At 65.1% G+C, this 16310-nt stretch carries 15 protein-coding genes; 5 read left to right on the top strand and 10 right to left on the bottom strand.

Going from position 1 to position 16310, the window contains the following annotated elements; translation table 11 throughout:
- Nucleotide 1: 1 nt before the first annotated feature.
- Both CSQ95_RS16080 and CSQ95_RS16075 read right to left on the bottom strand, forming a co-directional pair.
- Entirely contained in the window at nt 2-1255 is a 1254-nt protein-coding gene (locus CSQ95_RS16080) for a TerD family protein (RefSeq protein ID WP_099410212.1), read from the bottom strand.
- Between the two features lie 251 nt (nt 1256-1506).
- Nucleotides 1507-2082 (bottom strand): TerD family protein, encoded by a 576-nt coding sequence (locus CSQ95_RS16075; RefSeq protein ID WP_070291613.1) that lies wholly within the window; start codon nt 2080-2082, stop codon nt 1507-1509.
- A gap of 218 nt (nt 2083-2300) precedes the next feature.
- Here CSQ95_RS16075 and CSQ95_RS16070 point away from each other — a divergent pair, with 218 nt between their 5' ends.
- The 4 genes from CSQ95_RS16070 (at nt 2301) to CSQ95_RS16055 (ending at nt 7724) form a co-directional block, all read left to right on the top strand.
- Nucleotides 2301-3053, top strand: coding sequence for an alpha/beta fold hydrolase (locus CSQ95_RS16070; protein WP_257218072.1), 753 nt, complete (start codon nt 2301-2303; stop codon nt 3051-3053).
- A gap of 8 nt (nt 3054-3061) precedes the next feature.
- The gene (locus tag CSQ95_RS16065) at nt 3062-3547 is read left to right on the top strand and encodes a dihydrofolate reductase (RefSeq protein WP_099410210.1); all 486 of its coding nucleotides are present in this window, start codon (nt 3062-3064) and stop codon (nt 3545-3547) included.
- Nucleotides 3548-3785: 238 nt separating this feature from the next.
- Complete coding sequence (locus CSQ95_RS16060) at nt 3786-6038, top strand: arginine/lysine/ornithine decarboxylase (protein ID WP_070224452.1); 2253 nt, start codon at nt 3786-3788, stop codon at nt 6036-6038.
- 297 nt (nt 6039-6335) lie between these two features.
- Nucleotides 6336-7724: a sigma-54 dependent transcriptional regulator gene (locus tag CSQ95_RS16055; RefSeq protein ID WP_218963614.1), complete on the top strand. Its 1389-nt coding sequence runs from the start codon at nt 6336-6338 to the stop codon at nt 7722-7724.
- A gap of 6 nt (nt 7725-7730) precedes the next feature.
- Here CSQ95_RS16055 and CSQ95_RS16050 read toward each other — a convergent pair whose 3' ends face one another.
- The 8 genes from CSQ95_RS16050 to CSQ95_RS16015 form a co-directional block, all read right to left on the bottom strand.
- Nucleotides 7731-8465 (bottom strand): amidohydrolase family protein, encoded by a 735-nt coding sequence (locus tag CSQ95_RS16050; protein WP_257218071.1) that lies wholly within the window; start codon nt 8463-8465, stop codon nt 7731-7733.
- Between the two features lie 9 nt (nt 8466-8474).
- Nucleotides 8475-9125: a hypothetical protein gene (locus CSQ95_RS16045; protein ID WP_099410209.1), complete on the bottom strand. Its 651-nt coding sequence runs from the start codon at nt 9123-9125 to the stop codon at nt 8475-8477.
- A 46-nt stretch (nt 9126-9171) separates the two neighbouring features.
- A complete protein-coding gene (locus CSQ95_RS16040) occupies nt 9172-9990 on the bottom strand; it encodes a GIY-YIG nuclease family protein (protein WP_099410208.1) in 819 nt (272 codons plus the stop codon).
- The gene (locus CSQ95_RS16035) at nt 9974-11020 is read right to left on the bottom strand and encodes an aminotransferase class I/II-fold pyridoxal phosphate-dependent enzyme (RefSeq protein WP_099410207.1); all 1047 of its coding nucleotides are present in this window, start codon (nt 11018-11020) and stop codon (nt 9974-9976) included. Before CSQ95_RS16035 ends, CSQ95_RS16040 begins: the two co-directional genes overlap by 17 nt.
- A 20-nt stretch (nt 11021-11040) precedes the next feature.
- The gene (locus tag CSQ95_RS16030; RefSeq protein ID WP_099410206.1) at nt 11041-13191 is read right to left on the bottom strand and encodes a hypothetical protein; all 2151 of its coding nucleotides are present in this window, start codon (nt 13189-13191) and stop codon (nt 11041-11043) included.
- Nucleotides 13192-13201: 10 nt separating this feature from the next.
- The gene (locus CSQ95_RS30080; protein WP_373632156.1) at nt 13202-14494 is read right to left on the bottom strand and encodes a hypothetical protein; all 1293 of its coding nucleotides are present in this window, start codon (nt 14492-14494) and stop codon (nt 13202-13204) included.
- A 67-nt stretch (nt 14495-14561) separates the two neighbouring features.
- Nucleotides 14562-15293: a hypothetical protein gene (locus CSQ95_RS16020; protein ID WP_099410205.1), complete on the bottom strand. Its 732-nt coding sequence runs from the start codon at nt 15291-15293 to the stop codon at nt 14562-14564.
- Between the two features lie 63 nt (nt 15294-15356).
- On the bottom strand, nt 15357-15923 hold the full coding sequence (locus CSQ95_RS16015) for a hypothetical protein (protein ID WP_070224459.1): 567 nt from the start codon (nt 15921-15923) through the stop codon (nt 15357-15359).
- On the opposite strand from CSQ95_RS16015, the gene CSQ95_RS29165 reads away from it, so the two are divergent.
- Nucleotides 15922-16239, top strand: coding sequence for a hypothetical protein (locus tag CSQ95_RS29165; RefSeq protein WP_143449987.1), 318 nt, complete (start codon nt 15922-15924; stop codon nt 16237-16239). The genes CSQ95_RS16015 and CSQ95_RS29165 overlap by 2 nt on opposite strands.
- Nucleotides 16240-16310 lie beyond the last annotated feature (71 nt).

Here is a 16310-nt window from a genome sequence, read left to right as displayed (position 1 = left end):
CCTAGGCAATGTAGCGGCGTGGATTGTCCGCATTGCAATCATCTTCATCTTCCTTGTCCTCGCCCTTGAAGACGACGGGACCGTTGAAGGCCAGTTGCAGGCTCTCGCCCTGCCAGCTCAGCCACGGCGTCGCTTCGCTGCCGGGCTCCGACGTCTTGCCCGACGGTTCAAGGATGATGCTGTCGGGCGTGACGCGCGCCATGCCGATCACATAGGTGTAGACGGAATCGTCGTCGGCCGCCTTGGACAGGCGGAAATCGAAGTCGCACTCGACGATCTGCTGGCCATACTGCATGACCATCTTCGGCCGCATGGAGGCTACCGACACGGCGCCATTGGCCACTGCCGAATACACGCTGAAGACAAGGCCCACCGTGCCGCCGTAGTGTTGCGCCAGCGCAGGATTGACTTCCACCGTTTCCGTGGCAGGCTCCTTGCCCGATGCGCCCGCCACGTCGCCCAGGTGGCGCACGAAAGGCATGCTGTCGAAGTTACCGGCCGCGTCCGGTGCCTGGATGAAGCGCATCTGGCCGTTCGGCAAGAGGATACCGACGCGCAAGTCGAGATCGTCGTTATCGTCATCGCCATCGCCGTTATCGACCCAGGTGGCCTTGACGGTCAGTTTGCTCGGCGCGCCCGCGCCCTTCTCCAGCGACACCTTGTGCGTCTGCCCCGCCTTGGTCAGCGAAATTTTCGACAAGGAAATCTTGGGCGCCGGCACCGGTGCCGCGTCCGCCTGCGCCACTTCGCCGCCGAAATGCGCGACCAGTGCGTCCAGGCCGCCATTGAAACCCTGGCCCACGGCCATGAAGCGCCAGCCCCCGTCCTTGCGGTAGAACTCGCCCAGCATGACGGCTTTTTCTTGCGCAAAATCAGACCCGGCAAAGGCGAAGCGGGCCAGTTCGCGCCCGCCGTCGAGCAGGCGCAGGTAGCTGCTGCCGAGCTGCGCCATGGTGGCCGCGCCATCAATGGCGGCCGTGACGACGAGGCGATCGATGGAAGCAGGCAATCGGTCCAGCTGATAGCTGAAGCCTGCCGCATCGCCGGACGGCGCCGATGTTTCCACGCCGCCGCACGGCGTGCGCGGCTGGTTAAAGAAAGTCATGTAGCGGTCGTCGGACAATTTGCCAGCGGCATCGAGGCCGAAACAGGCGAAATCCAGCGGCACGCCGGCGCTGGCGAGCCCCAGTTGCACGACATTGCCCGTGACGAGGCCGGACAGCGCCAGGCGCTGCCCCTTGATCAGGTTTTCCATGGGATTATGTATTCAGGTGTGGGAGCTTCGGACAACGGCCCAGGGCAAGGCGCGTCGTCCGAAGACAGTACGAATAGTACGGAACGTGCATGGCGGCGCAACGCCGCCATGGGCCGCTTTTTTACAATGCAACGCCTGACAAAACCGTAGCGAGCGGCAACGAGTTGTGGCCGAGACGCGGAGCTGTGCTTTAGCACAGTGAGCATCGGAGGCCGCAAATCGCGACGCGCAGTAGGTTTTGACAGGTGTTATTAGGCGTTGATGCCGAAAGAACGTGCCAAGGGGCCCAAGCCGCCTTTGAAGCCCTGGCCGATGGCCTTGAATTTCCATTCGCTGCCGGCGCGGTAGATTTCGCCGAAGATCATGGCCGCTTCCGTCGAGCCGTCTTCCGACAGGTCGTAGCGGGCGATTTCGGTGCCGTTGTCGCCGTTCAGGCAACGGATGTAAGCCTTACCGACCATGCCGAAGTTTTGCTTGCGGTTTTCCGCATCGTGGATGGTGACGGCCACGGCGATCTTGTCGATGTCGGCCGGCACGTTGGCCAGGTCGACGGCGATTTTCTCGTCATCGCCGTCGCCGCCGCCCGTGGTGTTGTCGCCCGCGTGGACGATGGAGCCGTCAGCCGACTTCAGGTTGTTATAAAAAATGAAATCAGCGTCGGAACGGGCCTTGCCATCCGTTTTCAGCAGGAAGGCGCTGCCGTCCAGGTCGAAAGCGGCGCCATCGGTGGCGCGCGGGTCCCAGCCCAGGCCAATCACGATTTTCTTCAAGCCAGGAGCTTCCTTGCTCAGGTTGACATTGCCGCCTTTTTGCAAACTGATCGCCATGGTGTTTCCTCTTTAATGTGTGGGTTGCATTCGGTGTTTCAGGTCACCTCGCCGGTACTCCGGCTTGATGAGCCATGAGCCTACCATAAAGTTCCTGCTTGTCAGCCGCGCACTATTGAAAATAATGCCATGCGGAAAATACCGTGCCTCTGCCCATATGCGCAAAATGACGGATAATGCCGCTCGACAAAAAATTTCACTATCCTCCAGGTTTGTCCTTGAACAAGATACGACTCGACTGCATCCCCGGCACCCTGTGCGACGAACGCCTGTGGTCGCGCCTGGCGCCTGCCTTGGGCGGCGCCTTTGATCTACGGCACGTGCCGCTGCACCAGGCACGCACGCGCGCGCAAATGCAGGAGCTGATCGCCAGCCACAGTGCGCCGCAAGCCCACCTGGTGGGCTTTTCGCTGGGCGCCTACCTGGCGCTCGAACACGCGCTGGCGCACCCGCAGCGTGTCCAGTCCCTTACTTTGATCGCCAATTCCGCCAAAGGTTTGCTGCCGGCGGAAATCGAAGCGCGCCAGCGCATCGTCGCCATGCTCGAGCGCAATGCCTATGCGGGCATCACGCGCCAGCGCCTGCGTGAACTGCTGCACCCGTCGCACCTGGACGATGCCGCCATCACGGGCCTGATCCAGCAAATGGGCCTGGACCTGGGCAAGGACGTGCTGCTGGCGCAATTCATCACCACGATAGACCGCCCCGACCTGATGGCACGCCTGCCGGAACTCGATTTCCCCGTGCTGATCGTGGGCGCCGCAGACGACAAGCTCGTCCATCCCGACGATTTGCGCGCCATGGCGGCCCGCCTGCCGCAAGCCACCTTACACTTACTAAAAGACAATACCGGCCACATGATTCCGCTGGAAGCACCAAGCGAGCTGGCGCAAGCCATGCGTGCGCATCTGGAGGCTGCCGGCAATTTCAACGATAATGACGGGCATCGGGCCATGCCCCCACCACTTTGACAGAAGCAATGAGCCATTTGACCATCATCGTCGCCACCGACCAGCAAGGCGGCATCGGCATCAACAACACCTTGCCGTGGAAACTGCCGGAAGACCTCGCGCATTTCAAACGCCTGACGACGGGCCACCCCATCCTCATGGGCCGCAAGACCTTCGATTCCATCGGCCGGCCGCTGCCGAACCGCCGCAACATCGTCATCACGCGCAATGCCGACTGGCGCCATGAAGGCGTGGAAGCGGTGTCGTCGGTGGAAGCGGCCATCGCCCTGCTCGATGGGGCCGAAGGCTACGTCATCGGCGGCGCCGAGATTTACCGGCAGTCGCTGGCCCAGGCGCAGCGCTTGATCATCACGGAAATCGGCCAGACCTTTGATTGCGACGCGTTTTTCCCTGCCGTTGACCATGCCGTGTGGCAAGAAACCGCGCGCGAGGCCCATGTTTCGGAGAAATCCGGCCTGCCTTACGCCTTTGTCACGCTGGAGCGCAAAGCCTGATAAGGTGATGTCGATCGCCAGAATGTTGCTGTAATACCCCTGTCATACCCATGCGTCACGCTAGCGTACGCTTGTGACGCTTTGATGCGATATTTTTTTCCCGCAGACGCCGCATTTCTGCGAGAATCCCGTTCTTATTTTTTTTCTGCGGCTGCCGGGTTGTACGACCGCCTGACCGTCGCGCCCTAGTCCGCCCCTTCACATCTGTCAGGGGCGGCTTGCTTTTTTGGAGACATGCATGAAATTTCGTTTCCCCATCGTCATCATTGACGAGGATTTCCGTTCTGAAAATACGTCCGGCCTGGGTATTCGCGCCCTTGCCGCCGCAATGGAAAAAGAAGGCATGGAAGTGCTGGGCGTGACCAGCTACGGCGATTTGTCGCAATTTGCCCAGCAACAATCGCGCGCGTCAGCCTTCGTGCTGTCGATCGACGATGAGGAATTCGGCGGCGGTTCCATCGAGGAAACGGACCACGCCTTGAAGTCGCTGCGCGCCTTCGTCGAGGAAATCCGCTACAAGAACGCCGACATCCCCATTTATCTGTATGGCGAGACGCGCACTTCGCGCCACATCCCCAACGATATCCTGCGCGAACTGCATGGTTTCATCCACATGTTCGAAGATACGCCGGAATTCGTCGCGCGCCACATCATCCGCGAAGCGAAATCCTACCTGGACGGCCTGTCGCCGCCGTTCTTCCGCGCGCTGGTGCACTACGCCAACGACGGCTCCTACTCGTGGCACTGCCCCGGCCACTCGGGCGGCGTGGCCTTCCTGAAGTCGCCGATCGGCCAGATGTTCCACCAGTTCTTCGGTGAAAACATGCTGCGCGCCGACGTCTGCAACGCCGTCGAGGAACTGGGCCAGCTGCTCGACCATACGGGTCCTGTCGCCGCGTCCGAGCGCAATGCGGCGCGCATCTTCAATGCCGATCATTGCTATTTCGTCACCAACGGTACCTCGACCTCGAACAAGATGGTGTGGCACTCGACCGTGGCGCCGGGCGACATCGTCGTCGTCGACCGCAACTGCCACAAGTCGATCTTGCATTCGATCATCATGTGCGGCGCCATTCCCGTGTTCCTGATGCCGACGCGCAATCATCTGGGCATCATCGGTCCTATCCCACTGCATGAATTCACGCCGGAAAGCATTGCCCGCAAGATCGAGGCGAACCCGTTCGCGCGCGAAGCGAAGAACAAGAAGCCGCGCATTCTGACCATCACGCAATCGACCTACGATGGCGTGATCTACAACGTGGAAACCCTGCGCGAAATGCTCGACGGCAAGATCGACACCCTGCACTTCGATGAAGCATGGCTGCCGCACGCCACCTTCCACGATTTCTACAAGAATATGCACGCCATCGGCAAGGACCGCCCGCGCGCCAAGGAATCGATGATCTTCTCGACCCAGTCCACGCACAAATTGCTGGCCGGCCTGTCGCAGGCCTCGCAAATCCTCGTGCGCGAATCGGACACGGTCAAGCTGGACCAGGACGCCTTCAATGAGGCTTACCTGATGCACACCTCGACCTCGCCCCAGTATTCCATCATCGCCTCGTGCGACGTGGCAGCGGCCATGATGGAAGCGCCGGGCGGTACGGCCCTGGTGGAAGAGTCGATCATGGAAGCGCTCGATTTCCGCCGCGCCATGAAGAAGATCGACCAGGAATGGGGCCAGGACTGGTGGTTCCAGGTGTGGGGTCCGTCCACCTTCAACGACGAAGGCATGGGCCAGCAGGAAGACTGGATGATACGCGCCGAGGATGACTGGCACGGCTTCGGCGACCTCGCTCCCGGCTTCAACATGCTCGACCCGATCAAGGCGACTATCGTCAACCCGGGCCTGTCGCTGGACGGCCAGTTCGGCGACACGGGCATCCCCGCGTCCATCGTCACCAAATACCTGGCCGAGCACGGCGTTATCATTGAAAAATGCGGCCTGTACTCGTTCTTCATCATGTTTACCATCGGCATCACCAAGGGCCGCTGGAATACCCTGCTGACGGCCTTGCAACAATTCAAGGACGACTACGACAAGAACCAGCCGATGTGGCGCATCCTGCCGGAATTCGCGGCGGCCAACCCGCGCTATGAAAAAATGGGCTTGCGCGACCTGTGCCAGCAAATCCACGATTTCTACAAGGCTTACGACGTGGCGCGCTTGACGACGGAAATGTATCTGTCGGACATGATCCCCGCCATGAAGCCGTCGGACGCGTTCGCCAAGATGGCGCACCGCGAAATCGAGCGCGTGGCCATCGACGAACTGGAAGGCCGCATCACGTCCATCCTGCTGACGCCGTATCCACCGGGCATCCCGCTCTTGATCCCGGGCGAGCGCTTCAACAAGACCATCGTCGACTACCTGCGCTTCGCGCGTGACTTCAACGAGCGCTTCCCCGGCTTCGAGACGGATGTGCATGGTCTGGTGAAACGCGAAGTCGATGGCAAGCGCGGTTACTTCGTCGACTGCGTCCGTCAGTAACGGTTCATCCAATCTACTGCGCGTCGCGACTTGCGGCCTGCGATGCTCACCGTACTTCAGTACGGTTGCGCTTCTCGGCCACAATTCGCTTCCGCTCGCTACGATTGGATGCACCGCCGTCACGTTCGTTAAAAACGGTTAATTCTGACGTTTGTTGTACGTCATTCAATAGCGCCGCCTGATGTGAGTCAGGCGGCGTTTTTCATTGTGAGCCTTCCGCGCACGCTTGTGCCAGATCAAACGGCTGGGGTATCGGGCTTCTAAGATGGGCGACTCGTGCCCTGTGATGGCTGGCATATGATGCTCAAGGTGTGGCTGGAAATCGTGCAGCAGGCGGCGGCTGGCAGTGGCGCCTTGCTGATGTCGGCCCTGAAGCAGGCTCAGGTAACTATAGCCCGGCGGCACGAAGGCGAGGAGGATGCAGCGGGCATCGTGTTGTTTGCCGAGACCGATGCCGCGCTGCTGCAAGCACTGCCGGCGCTGTGCGGCCATGCCCGCGTGCTGGCCATTGCCGCCTGTGGCCAGTCCCCCAGCTGCGCGCAAAAGCGCGCCCTGATGGCGGCAGGCGCGCTCGATGTGCTGCTGTGGCCGGCGGGCAGCATCGATGCGAACCAGGTGCTGGCGCGCCTGCAGCGCTGGCAAGCCGTGGCGCAGTTGCTGGCCTCCGGCGCCGTGCGCCGGCAGCTGGTGGGCGACAGCGCCGCCTGGACCGCCTTGCTGCACCAGGTGGTGGAAATGGCCGCCTTCAGCCAGGCGTCGATGCTGATCACGGGCGAAACGGGCACGGGCAAGGATTTACTGGCGCAACTGGTCCACCGCCTCGGCAACTGCAGCGGCGGCTTCATCGTCCTCGACTGCACCACCCTGTCGCCGGAACTGGCGGGCAGCGAACTGTTCGGCCATGAACGGGGCGCCTTTACGGGCGCGGCGGCCGCGCGCGACGGCGCTTTCGCCCTGGCGGACGGCGGCGTGCTCTTCCTCGATGAAGTGGGCGAACTACCGCTGCCGCTGCAGGCCCAGCTGCTGCGCGCCATCCAGGAACGCAAATACAAGCGCGTGGGCGGCAATACCTGGCAGCCAACCCAGTTTCGCCTCGTCTGCGCCACCAACCGCGAACTGGAAGACGACGTGGCGCGCGGCGCCTTTCGCGCCGACCTGTATTACCGCATCGCCGGCTGGCGTTGCCAGACGCCGCCCCTGCGCGAGCGCCAGGACGATATTCTGCCGCTGGCCCGGCATTTCCTCGCCGAACTGGCCCAACAAGAGCCGCCCCCGCTGGACGCCGCCGTGCGCGAATATCTGCTGCTGCGCGATTATCCGGGCAATGTGCGCGAACTGCGCCAGACCGTCACGCGCATCTGGCACCGCCATTGCGGCCCCGGCCCCATCACCATCGGCGCCCTGCCGCCCGAGGAACGGCTGCTGGCGCCGGCCTGGCCCGACCAGCATTTCGAGGCGGCCGTACGGCGCGCCCTGGCCCAGGGTTGCAAGCTGTCGCACATCACGCGCTGCGCCACCGACGTGGCCATCCGCCTGGTGCTGGCCGAGGAACACGGCAACAACCAGCGCGCCGCCGCCCGCCTCGGTGTGACCGACCGCGCCCTGCAGATACGCCGCAAGGCGGCCGCCTGCGCGGCGCAAGCCGCTACTGCCGCGACACCTCTGGCCACGCCAGCCGCCCTGTGATCTGCCTCACGCCAGCCCCGCCAGCCGCAAAAAATTGCCGCCCGTGACGAGCGCCGCATCCAGCGGCGGCAAGCCCAGCAAGTGTATCTTGTGCAATTCCAGCCCCGGATGCAGCCAGGGGCCATCCGAGCCGAACAAGACCTTGTGCGGCCCGGCGCGGCGCACGGCCTGCTCCAGCAAATCAAAGCGGCGCACGCCGGAGCTGTCCGTATGGATGTTGCGGTGGCGTACCAGATGGTCGATCAGCGCCAGCTGGGCCGCCCAGTCGTCGCCGAAACTGCCCAGGTGGGGCAGGATGAAGTTGACGTCGGGATACTGCTGCGCCAGCAGTTCGGCCACGGCCACCTCGCCGGCCGGGTCATACAGCACGGGCAAGCCGAAGAAACGGGCCGCGTCGCACACTTCGCCGCTGATGCGCGCGTCAAAGCGGTGCGCCTTGATGCCGACAAAACCATAGCGTTCGACGGCCGTGCGCACCAGGTCCATGATGCGGCCCCGGTCGCGCCGCGCATGCACGAAGGCAAAGCCATAAAAACGCTGCGGATCGGAGGCGACGAGGCGCGCCACGCCGTGGTTGGCAATCGCATAATCGGAGTGGAAGGCGGCGAACAGCACGCTGCGGGCGATGCCGGCCGCCTGGGCCCGGCGCAGATAGGCGTGCAGCGGCGCATCGCTGTCCCACGGCCCGTTCAAGCCGTCGCCCGGTCCCGCATGGCAGTGACAGTCGATGACCAGCGCCATGGCCGCCTCTCAGTTCCAGTCGCCCATGACGACGATGCGGTTGCCGCGCCGGCGCCAGCGCCCGCTTTCATCTTCCTGCTGCGGCGCAGGCGAGCGGAAATGCGGTAATTGCTGATGCAAGGCCCGCGTCAGCGCACTCTCGACGGCGCGCGCACTGCCATCGCCGTCGGCCGCCAGGCGGGCCGCCTGCCCCGCGATGCGCACGAAGCGGCGCGCCATCTGCAGTTCGCGGTCGGCCGGCGCCTCGGCTTCCATTTCCAGCTCCAGCGCATTGCTGGCCGCGCGCCCCAGGGCCGAGCCGAGCGCCGTGCCGACGCCCGGTATCGGGATCATCGAACCGAGGGCGCCGCCAACAAAGGGCAAGGCCGTCTTGGCCACGGCCTTCAAGGCGCCGCCCAGGGGCTTGGCCACCTTGGCGATAGTCGAGCCGACCTTCTTGACGCCCTTCCACACGCTCTTGAAGACATTGCCGAGAAACTGCTCCAGCTCCTCCTCGCTGGCCACTTCCAGCAATTCCATGGCCAGCTGCAATTCTTCCTCTTCGCCGAAGACGGCCGGCGCCGCGCCCTTGCCGGGCCAGTCCGGGCCGAATTCCAGCACTTCAAACGCGGCGCCGGCCCGTTGCCGGCATTGCGCGCATGCGCATTCGAGTTGGTGCATGATGCTCTCCTTCGCAATGGTCAAGGCGTGGCCGTCAGGCCCACATTCAGCTCCACATTTCACCGAGTACGGCCAGTTCCAGTTCGCGCCGCTGGTTGGTCAGCACGCCGCGCTGGTTGGCGAACATGTCGTCGTGGATGCGCTGCTCGATGCGGCGCCGCTGCGCCGCCGAGGACAGGGGCGCGACGTACACCTGATGCCCGCTCAGGTCCACGCCCATCATCTGGCCGCACAGCCGGTGCTGCAGCAGGCGCCGGTGCAGATCGTCCGTCTGGCCGCTGTAGGCGCGGCGGCGCCCGCCCGCATCGAATTCGATCACATACAGGCCCGGCCCCCGGCCATTCGGATCGCGCAAGGCATTGGCCAGCGTCCCCAGCGCCAGGTAATTCAGGGCGGCCGCTTCCGGCACCCGGCCCATGGTGCCGGCCAGGGTCGGCGGGATCTCGCCCTGCTGCTGGCCGTCGTCCTGCCCTTGGTCCTGGTCAGGTTCCGGCTCCTGCTGGTCTCCAAACGCGGGTTCCGCCACGGGATAGGGTGCAGGATAAAGCGTGGGATAGATGGCCGGATAGCCGCCCCAGCCCCGGTAGCGCGGCGGCAGGTAGGGCAAGGGCGGCGGCGCGGGGCGCGGGGGCCGACGCGCCGGATTCGCCTGGTAGCGCGGCGGCATGGGGCGGCGCGGGCCGCGCAGCGGTGGCCGCGCGCGCACGCCACCGCCATAGCGCCCGCTGCCGGGCCGCCAGCGCTCGCCCTCCCACTCGGACTCGGATTCCCCCTCCTGCGCCCACTCTTGCTCCTGCTCCCACTCGTACTCACCTGCCGCTCCCGCTTGCCCCGCAAAGGGCAGCATTTCAAACGTGTCGTTCATATCGCCTCCTCGTGTGATGTTCAAGCAAATCCATCGCCTGCTCCAGTTGCCCGGACGTCTGGTCCGCCCGCAGCAGAAAAGTCAGCGCCCCGGGACCTTCCCCCGCTTGCGCCAGCGCCAGCACCCCCGCTGCGCGCAAGGCCGGCTGCAAATGGGCGCACCCGGGCAGGCGCTGCACGGGGAAGCTGCCGCCCCGGCAAGCGATGCCAGCCGCCGCCATCCCCGTCCTCCATTGCGCCACCCTGTCCGCCAGCCGGGCGCGCAGCGCGTCGCCGTGGCGCGCATTGAGCGCCACGGCCCGCCGCGCCGCCGCCAGCACGGCGGCCGAAGGCGGACTGGCATGCACGCGCGTCTGGCTGTGCGCCGCAAAGCGCCGCAGCAGGGCGCCGCTGCCCGCCAGCACGGCCAGCGACACGCCAAAGCCCTTGGCCAGCGAGGCGCCGACGATCAAATGGCCGCCCGCCTCGTCGCAAGCGCCCTGCAAGCCGTGCAGCCGCGCCGAGCCGCCGCCTTGCGCGCCCGCCACGCCCAGCACCTGTGTGTCGTCCAGCAGCAAATAGCCGCCGCCCTGGCGCGCCAGGGCCGCATAAGCGGGCAGCGGCAAGACCTGGTCGCTGCCCGGCACATAGCCGTCGGCCAGGATCAACGGGCGCCGCCCCTGCCTGCCCCAGGCCGCCGCCAGGCGCCGCAGCGCCGCCATCTCGCCGCTGGGAAACAAGCGCAGCGGCAAGCCCAGCGCCTGCGCCCGCTCGGCGCCCCAGCGCGCGATGGCGTAGCTGCCGCCATCGACGAGGATCACCAGCCGCTCGGCAGCCAGCATGCCGAACAGGTCCCAGAACAGGTGCAAGGTCGACGGCAGCACGCAGGCCGCCTCGCAGCCTTGCAGCGCAGCCAGGGCCGCGGCCAGCGCCTGCGCGCCCGGCGGCTCGCGCAGCGCCGCCGGCTGGCCCAGGGTCAGGCTGCTCCACGGCGTCAGCGAGGCCGCCGGATGGCGCATGCCCAGGTACAGGGCACTGGTAAAGTCGAGCATGCACGCGCCCCGCCCCCGCCCTAGACGCTGCGCAGCTGCTGGCTCAGGCGCTGGCGCAGCAACACCGAAGGCATCGTCGCTTCAACCACCGGGTCGCTGCTGTCGACGGACAGATCGACCCCGGTGGCGGCGCGGTAGCCGTGGATATAGCCTTGCACTTGCGGCCGCCAGAAGCGCGCCCAGTTGAACGCCTGCGTGGGTTCATAGATATCGCTCCAATTGCCGTAGCGCACGGAGAGCAGCAATTGCTCGCCAAAGATGGCCAGGTTACGGAAATGCATGACGCTCGTGTCCGTCCAGCCCTGCAGTTTCTTCATGGCGTCGACCCTGTCCATCCACGGCTCCGGATACGCGACCATCACGCGCGTGGGCAAAAATTCGCGGAATTCGGGCCGCGCCAGCATCCATTGCTGCATCAGCATCTCGATGCGCGCCGTCGACGGCAAGTCCCCGAACTGGTTGTGCGCGCCCTGCGACAGGATCAGGTGGATCTCCTTGAGTGCATTCAGCACCGGGAAGGCGTCCGCCTTCACGGTGGTGTCGTCATCCTGCTTGTAGAACGAGGTCAGCAGGCGCAGCAAGTGGTGGAAGGCCTCCAGGAATTTGGAGCGGCTGTCGGCTGGCCGGAAGTGCTGCACTGCCTTGCCGTCCAGGCGCACACCGTAGTGATGGTCATACTCGTAGTTCCGGCGCATCACGGTCAGCCGATGCTGTTCATCCTGCGTGTATCCCCACAGTAAATTATTCAGCGGACGCAGCATGTCGATTTCCGTGTTCGACAGGGGATCGAGATGGTTGCCCGGCGCGCGCAAGTTCTGGAAGCGCTGCGCGATGGCGTTCATGGTCTGCACCAGCATGCCTTCTTCGTGCCAGTACGACCAGATCAGTTCCAGCAGGCAGGGATTGGCCAGCTTTTCCTGGATGATGCCAAAGCACAGGTCGACCTCGCCTTCCTGGCCGCGCGGGATGCTGATCGGGATGTCGGGCAGCTTGCGGCGGATCACGGCCAGGTAGGGCAAGGTCTGGAAGCCGTCGATGTTTTCCAGGTAATCGTTGCGCAGTACGGTTTCCAGGTCGCGCCCTTGCGGTATGTCGCGCCGGTCCAGATAGGCGTTGTCCTCGGCCGGATTGAAGGCCAGCGGTTGATTCAGCACGCCGCAATTGACCATCACGAACGCTTCCGTCGCCACTTTCAGCACGCGGTAGGAATCGGCATCGGAAAACGGCAGCGCGCGGCGCTGCTTGAGCTGCTGGAACATGTCGGCCTTTTTCACGAAGCGTTCCTGCTCGAAACCCCGTACGCTGGCCAGGTCGCCGCAAAACAGGCTATCCATGAAATGCAGGTAGTTGGTAAACAACATCGCTTCGGTACTGTTGCGTATCAGGGTCCACAGCGGCAAGTCTTCCGTCGGCTCCGTTTCCGTGCGCGTCAGCGACACGCCCACGTTGCCCGTGATGGGCTGCGGCTGGCGCTCTTCCGTCTCGTATTCCGCGTCGAGCGCCAGCATGGCGTGCGGGCTCAGCCCTTCCGGCACGGGCAAGGCGTTGCGCAGTTCGGGACGCTGCGACAGCATCATCTGTCCCATGAAGCGGTGCATGCCGGCGCGCCGCACTGGCGTGGAAAACGCGTTCGCGGTGCCGCGCATGGGCACCCACGGCGCGGCGGCCAGCAGTTGCACCTGGTCGCGCCCGTCGGCGCTCTGATCGCCGTCAAACGAGACGGTGGCGATGGCGCGGTCGCCCACCCTGCCGAACTGACAGTCGCTGGGATGACAGTCGGCCGTTTCAAACGCCAGCGTCACCTGCGGGTTGAGCTGGGGCGTGAAGCACAATACGGCGCTGCAGCCGGCCTGCACCGTCACGCACTGGGGCGCCGTGGCGGGGAAATTGCCATACACCCCCACGTAACTGCCCGTCATCAGGTCGGTAAACACGGTGCCGCCACGCCCATCCGTCCAGCGCACGCCCACCAGCATGGCGGGATCAGGCACCCAGGTGGCGGCATTGAAGTTGTGGCAATCCGCCTCGGCTCCCCGGTACAGGCTGATGGCTGCATTGACGACCATGGCCCCGCTGTCCTGCTCGTGTACGGTGACCGCGATGCTGCCGCCGTGGTGTTTCGGACCCGCCTGGCCCGCCCCTCTGCTTTTGCTGCTCATCTTGCTGCTCATGTCGTTCTCCTCAATGGATAATCAAACGGGATGCCAGGGGCGGCAGCAACCTGCCGGACTGGCGGCCATGCCGCACGACGTCGGCGCACAGCTCCGACGTGTCCAGGGTGCTGCGCAAGGCCCAGTGGGTCAGCAAACGCCCCAGCAGCTCGCTTTCGTCTTCCGGACTCAAGGTACCGCTGGCGCGCGCCTGGCCCAGCACGGCGAACACCAGGGTCGGCGCGGCCTGGTACATCTGCGCCGGCGCCAGGGTCCAGCTGCGAAACAGCTGCGCCAGCATGGCGGGCTGACGCGTGTGCACGGCCATGGCTTCGACCAGCGAGCCGCCGCGCAAGGCCGGTGGCCGGTGCTGCACCAGCAAGCCCACGAGGGCCGCCATGCTGGCCTGCAGCTGCTCCAGCAGCCGCTGCCGGGCCGGCGGCAGGCCGGTCAGCGGGTAGTACGACAGCCACAGCTGCTCCAGCCGGTCCCATTGCGGATGCGGATACAAAGCCCGTCCCATGGCGCAGCTCAGGCGCACCCGCAGCCATGGCACCGGATGGGGATCGTCGATATTGAGGCGGAAGACAAACACGCGCGGCAGGCTGACCACGCCGATCAGGCCCAGGGTGGCGGCCACGCCGACCCGCGCCAGCGACCAGAAGTCGGCCACGATCTCGGAAATCCACCGCTCCCACAACTGCCACACGTGCACCAGACCGCTGCCGCCGTGCTGCATGGCTTGCAGCACGGGCCGCAACGACGCCACCAGGTCCAGCAGGGCCGCGCCCTGGTGGCCCACCTCGTGCACCAGCGACGAGGCGATGCTGCTGCCGATCATGCGTTCGCGCGGCAGGCGGATGATGGCGACGGGATTGTCGCCGCCGCCCGGCAGGCGCGTGCGCGCGCGGCGGATGGCCGCACCCGGGCCCCGGTCCAGGTAGCAGATCACGGGCGGCGCCTGGTACACATTGCCGGGCAGCGCCAGCGCGTCGGCGGCAACGATGTCGAGCCCGGCCAGCCACACGCCCGTCTTGTGCTCGCTGCGCTGCGTGATGACTTCGTTGAACAGGTCGAACTGGGTCAGCGCGGCATTGAATTTCAGGCGCAGAAAGGTGAAGCGGCGCTGCGCCTCGGCGGCGGTGGCCATGCTGGCGCCATCGGCGTGCTCGCGCCGCAGCCAGTGCTGGAACTGGGCGACCATGCGCCGCAATTCACGCCGGCCCTGCACCAGCTGGCTTTCGATGGCCGACTGGGCGCTGGGCATCAGGGCGGCCGCCAGCACCGTCGGCTCGATCAGCGCGAACGGTTCCAGCCGCGCCAGACGCGTCAGCAGCGAGCGCGCCTCCTGCGCCAGCATCCAGGCAGCATAAGCGCCGATGGCCATGATGTCAGACGCCGTACAGGACGATCTTGTGGCCCTGGCGCGCCCAGCGCCCGCTGGAGGGGCGCATGCCCGCCGAGCCCCTTGCCGCGTCGCCCTGCGCCATGGCCCCGCCCGCAGCGGCGCCACTGCCGCTCTGCGTGGCGACCTGGCTGCCGGGGCGGCCCAGCAGGCCGGGCGCGAACTGGCGCGCCGCCGCGCTGGCAGCCGCCTGGGCGATGGCGCGCGGGTCGCCCGAACCGCGTGCCTGCGCGGCGCGGTTGACGGTGTCGGCGGCCAGACGCACGAACTGCTTGGCGCCCTCGAACTCGCGGTCCTCATTCGACGACGCTTCCGCTTCCAGCCCCAGCGCGCTGCCGGCGGCCGAGGCCAGGCCGCTGCCGATCTTGGCGCCCAGCGGGCCGCCGAAATAGCCGCCGATGGCGCCACCGGCCAGGGGAATCGCCTTTTTCGCTACACCCTTGAGCACGCCGCCGATGGCCTGGCCCACGGGCGACTTGATGATGCCGCCCGCCACCGAGGCGGCCTTGCGCAGGAAATTGCCGAGGAACTGTTCCAGTTCGGCTTCATTGCTGACCGACAGCAGTTCATTGGCCAGTTCCATTTCCTCGGCTTCGGAAAACATGGCGCTCGCGCCACCCTCGCCGCTCCACTCGCCCTGGCCAAACTCGAACTGTTCCGCTTCAAAGCCGGACATCTCCTGCCCGTATTCCAGGGTCGTACGATCTAAGTCATGCATGATGAGCTCCTAAAAGTTAGCACCTCGGTTGACACTACAGCGCCGGACAGACTGGCCGTCCGGCTAACAATCGAGCACGACGATGTGCCCTCCCTCGCGGCGCCAGCGGCCACCGTCCGGTCCTGGCGCTTGCGCCGCCTGCCTGAGCAAGCCTGGCGCCACGCTGCGTGCCACTTGCAACAGGGCCGTTTCCACCCGCGCCCTGGGCGCGCGCGCGCCCGTGCCGCCGTCCTGCGTCAGCGCCGTATTGACGGCATCGATCAGATGCACGACCTGGCGCGCCAGTTCGAATTCCTTGTCTTCCGGGCTCAAGCCCTCCAGTTCCATGCCGAAGATGCCCGCAGCGCGCCGCTTGAGCGCCTGCGGCGAACCGCCATGCAGGGGCAGCAGGGGCGCCACCACCTTGCCCAGCAGCTGGCGCAGCGGCCCTTCCAGCGGCGTGCCGCGCACTTGCTGGCCCGCCGCGGTGGCGCCCAACTGGCGCGCCAGGAACGCGTCGAACTGGGACGGCGCCTGCAATTCCAGCAACTGCGCCGCCAGTGCCAGCTCATCTTCGTGCTGCAGGGACAGCACGCCCGGCGCTTCCGGCAATTCCATTTCAGGACGATAGGCGAGCAGGCGGCTGGTCATGGCAGGCTCCGGTGAAAGGCGGGCGGGTGGTCCATGCCTCCCTGACGCAAGGGCCATGCCAGCCGGGTGCAGGGGAAAAACGGGACGCGACGGCGAACGCCTTTTCGCCGATGCGATAAAAACCATGGTTTCCGGCGAAGCTGTTTTCGCCCTGTCCATGAGCTTTCGAACAAGCTTAATTCGAGGGAATTTATTACGTCGCTTATCCGCGACATTGCCCGTGATCGGCAAAAAATATTTTTTATTCTTAAAATGTAAAGTTCGCGCTTCTACGCAAAAAATAACCTCAACACAGCATCAACATCCGCCAAAATAAAACGTGACCAACATGTAAATACTCAATTGAAAACAGGATTTTGGTAGCTAAGGCCTACAATTAGCGGGCTA

Origin of the sequence: Janthinobacterium sp. BJB304 (assembly GCF_002735765.1) — a bacterium.
GTDB lineage: Bacteria > Pseudomonadota > Gammaproteobacteria > Burkholderiales > Burkholderiaceae_D > Janthinobacterium.
Note: the sequence above shows the minus strand (reverse complement) of the source record. Positions and strands in the feature narration are given on the sequence as shown.

What these genes read in the sequence shown, in the direction of transcription:
- CSQ95_RS16080 (WP_099410212.1), bottom strand. Translation starts at nt 1,255, where the DNA reads ATGGAAAACCTGATCAAGGGGCAGCGCCTGGCGCTGTCCGGCCTCGTC.
- CSQ95_RS16075 (WP_070291613.1), bottom strand. Translation starts at nt 2,082, where the DNA reads ATGGCGATCAGTTTGCAAAAAGGCGGCAATGTCAACCTGAGCAAGGAA.
- CSQ95_RS16065 (WP_099410210.1), top strand. Translation starts at nt 3,062, where the DNA reads ATGAGCCATTTGACCATCATCGTCGCCACCGACCAGCAAGGCGGCATC.
- CSQ95_RS16060 (WP_070224452.1), top strand. Translation starts at nt 3,786, where the DNA reads ATGAAATTTCGTTTCCCCATCGTCATCATTGACGAGGATTTCCGTTCT.
- CSQ95_RS16055 (WP_218963614.1), top strand. Translation starts at nt 6,336, where the DNA reads ATGATGCTCAAGGTGTGGCTGGAAATCGTGCAGCAGGCGGCGGCTGGC.
- CSQ95_RS16050 (WP_257218071.1), bottom strand. Translation starts at nt 8,465, where the DNA reads ATGGCGCTGGTCATCGACTGTCACTGCCATGCGGGACCGGGCGACGGC.
- CSQ95_RS16045 (WP_099410209.1), bottom strand. Translation starts at nt 9,125, where the DNA reads ATGCACCAACTCGAATGCGCATGCGCGCAATGCCGGCAACGGGCCGGC.
- CSQ95_RS16040 (WP_099410208.1), bottom strand. Translation starts at nt 9,990, where the DNA reads ATGAACGACACGTTTGAAATGCTGCCCTTTGCGGGGCAAGCGGGAGCG.
- CSQ95_RS16035 (WP_099410207.1), bottom strand. Translation starts at nt 11,020, where the DNA reads ATGCTCGACTTTACCAGTGCCCTGTACCTGGGCATGCGCCATCCGGCG.
- CSQ95_RS16030 (WP_099410206.1), bottom strand. Translation starts at nt 13,191, where the DNA reads ATGAGCAGCAAGATGAGCAGCAAAAGCAGAGGGGCGGGCCAGGCGGGT.
- CSQ95_RS16020 (WP_099410205.1), bottom strand. Translation starts at nt 15,293, where the DNA reads ATGCATGACTTAGATCGTACGACCCTGGAATACGGGCAGGAGATGTCC.
- CSQ95_RS29165 (WP_143449987.1), top strand. Translation starts at nt 15,922, where the DNA reads ATGGCAGGCTCCGGTGAAAGGCGGGCGGGTGGTCCATGCCTCCCTGAC.
- CSQ95_RS16015 (WP_070224459.1), bottom strand. Translation starts at nt 15,923, where the DNA reads ATGACCAGCCGCCTGCTCGCCTATCGTCCTGAAATGGAATTGCCGGAA.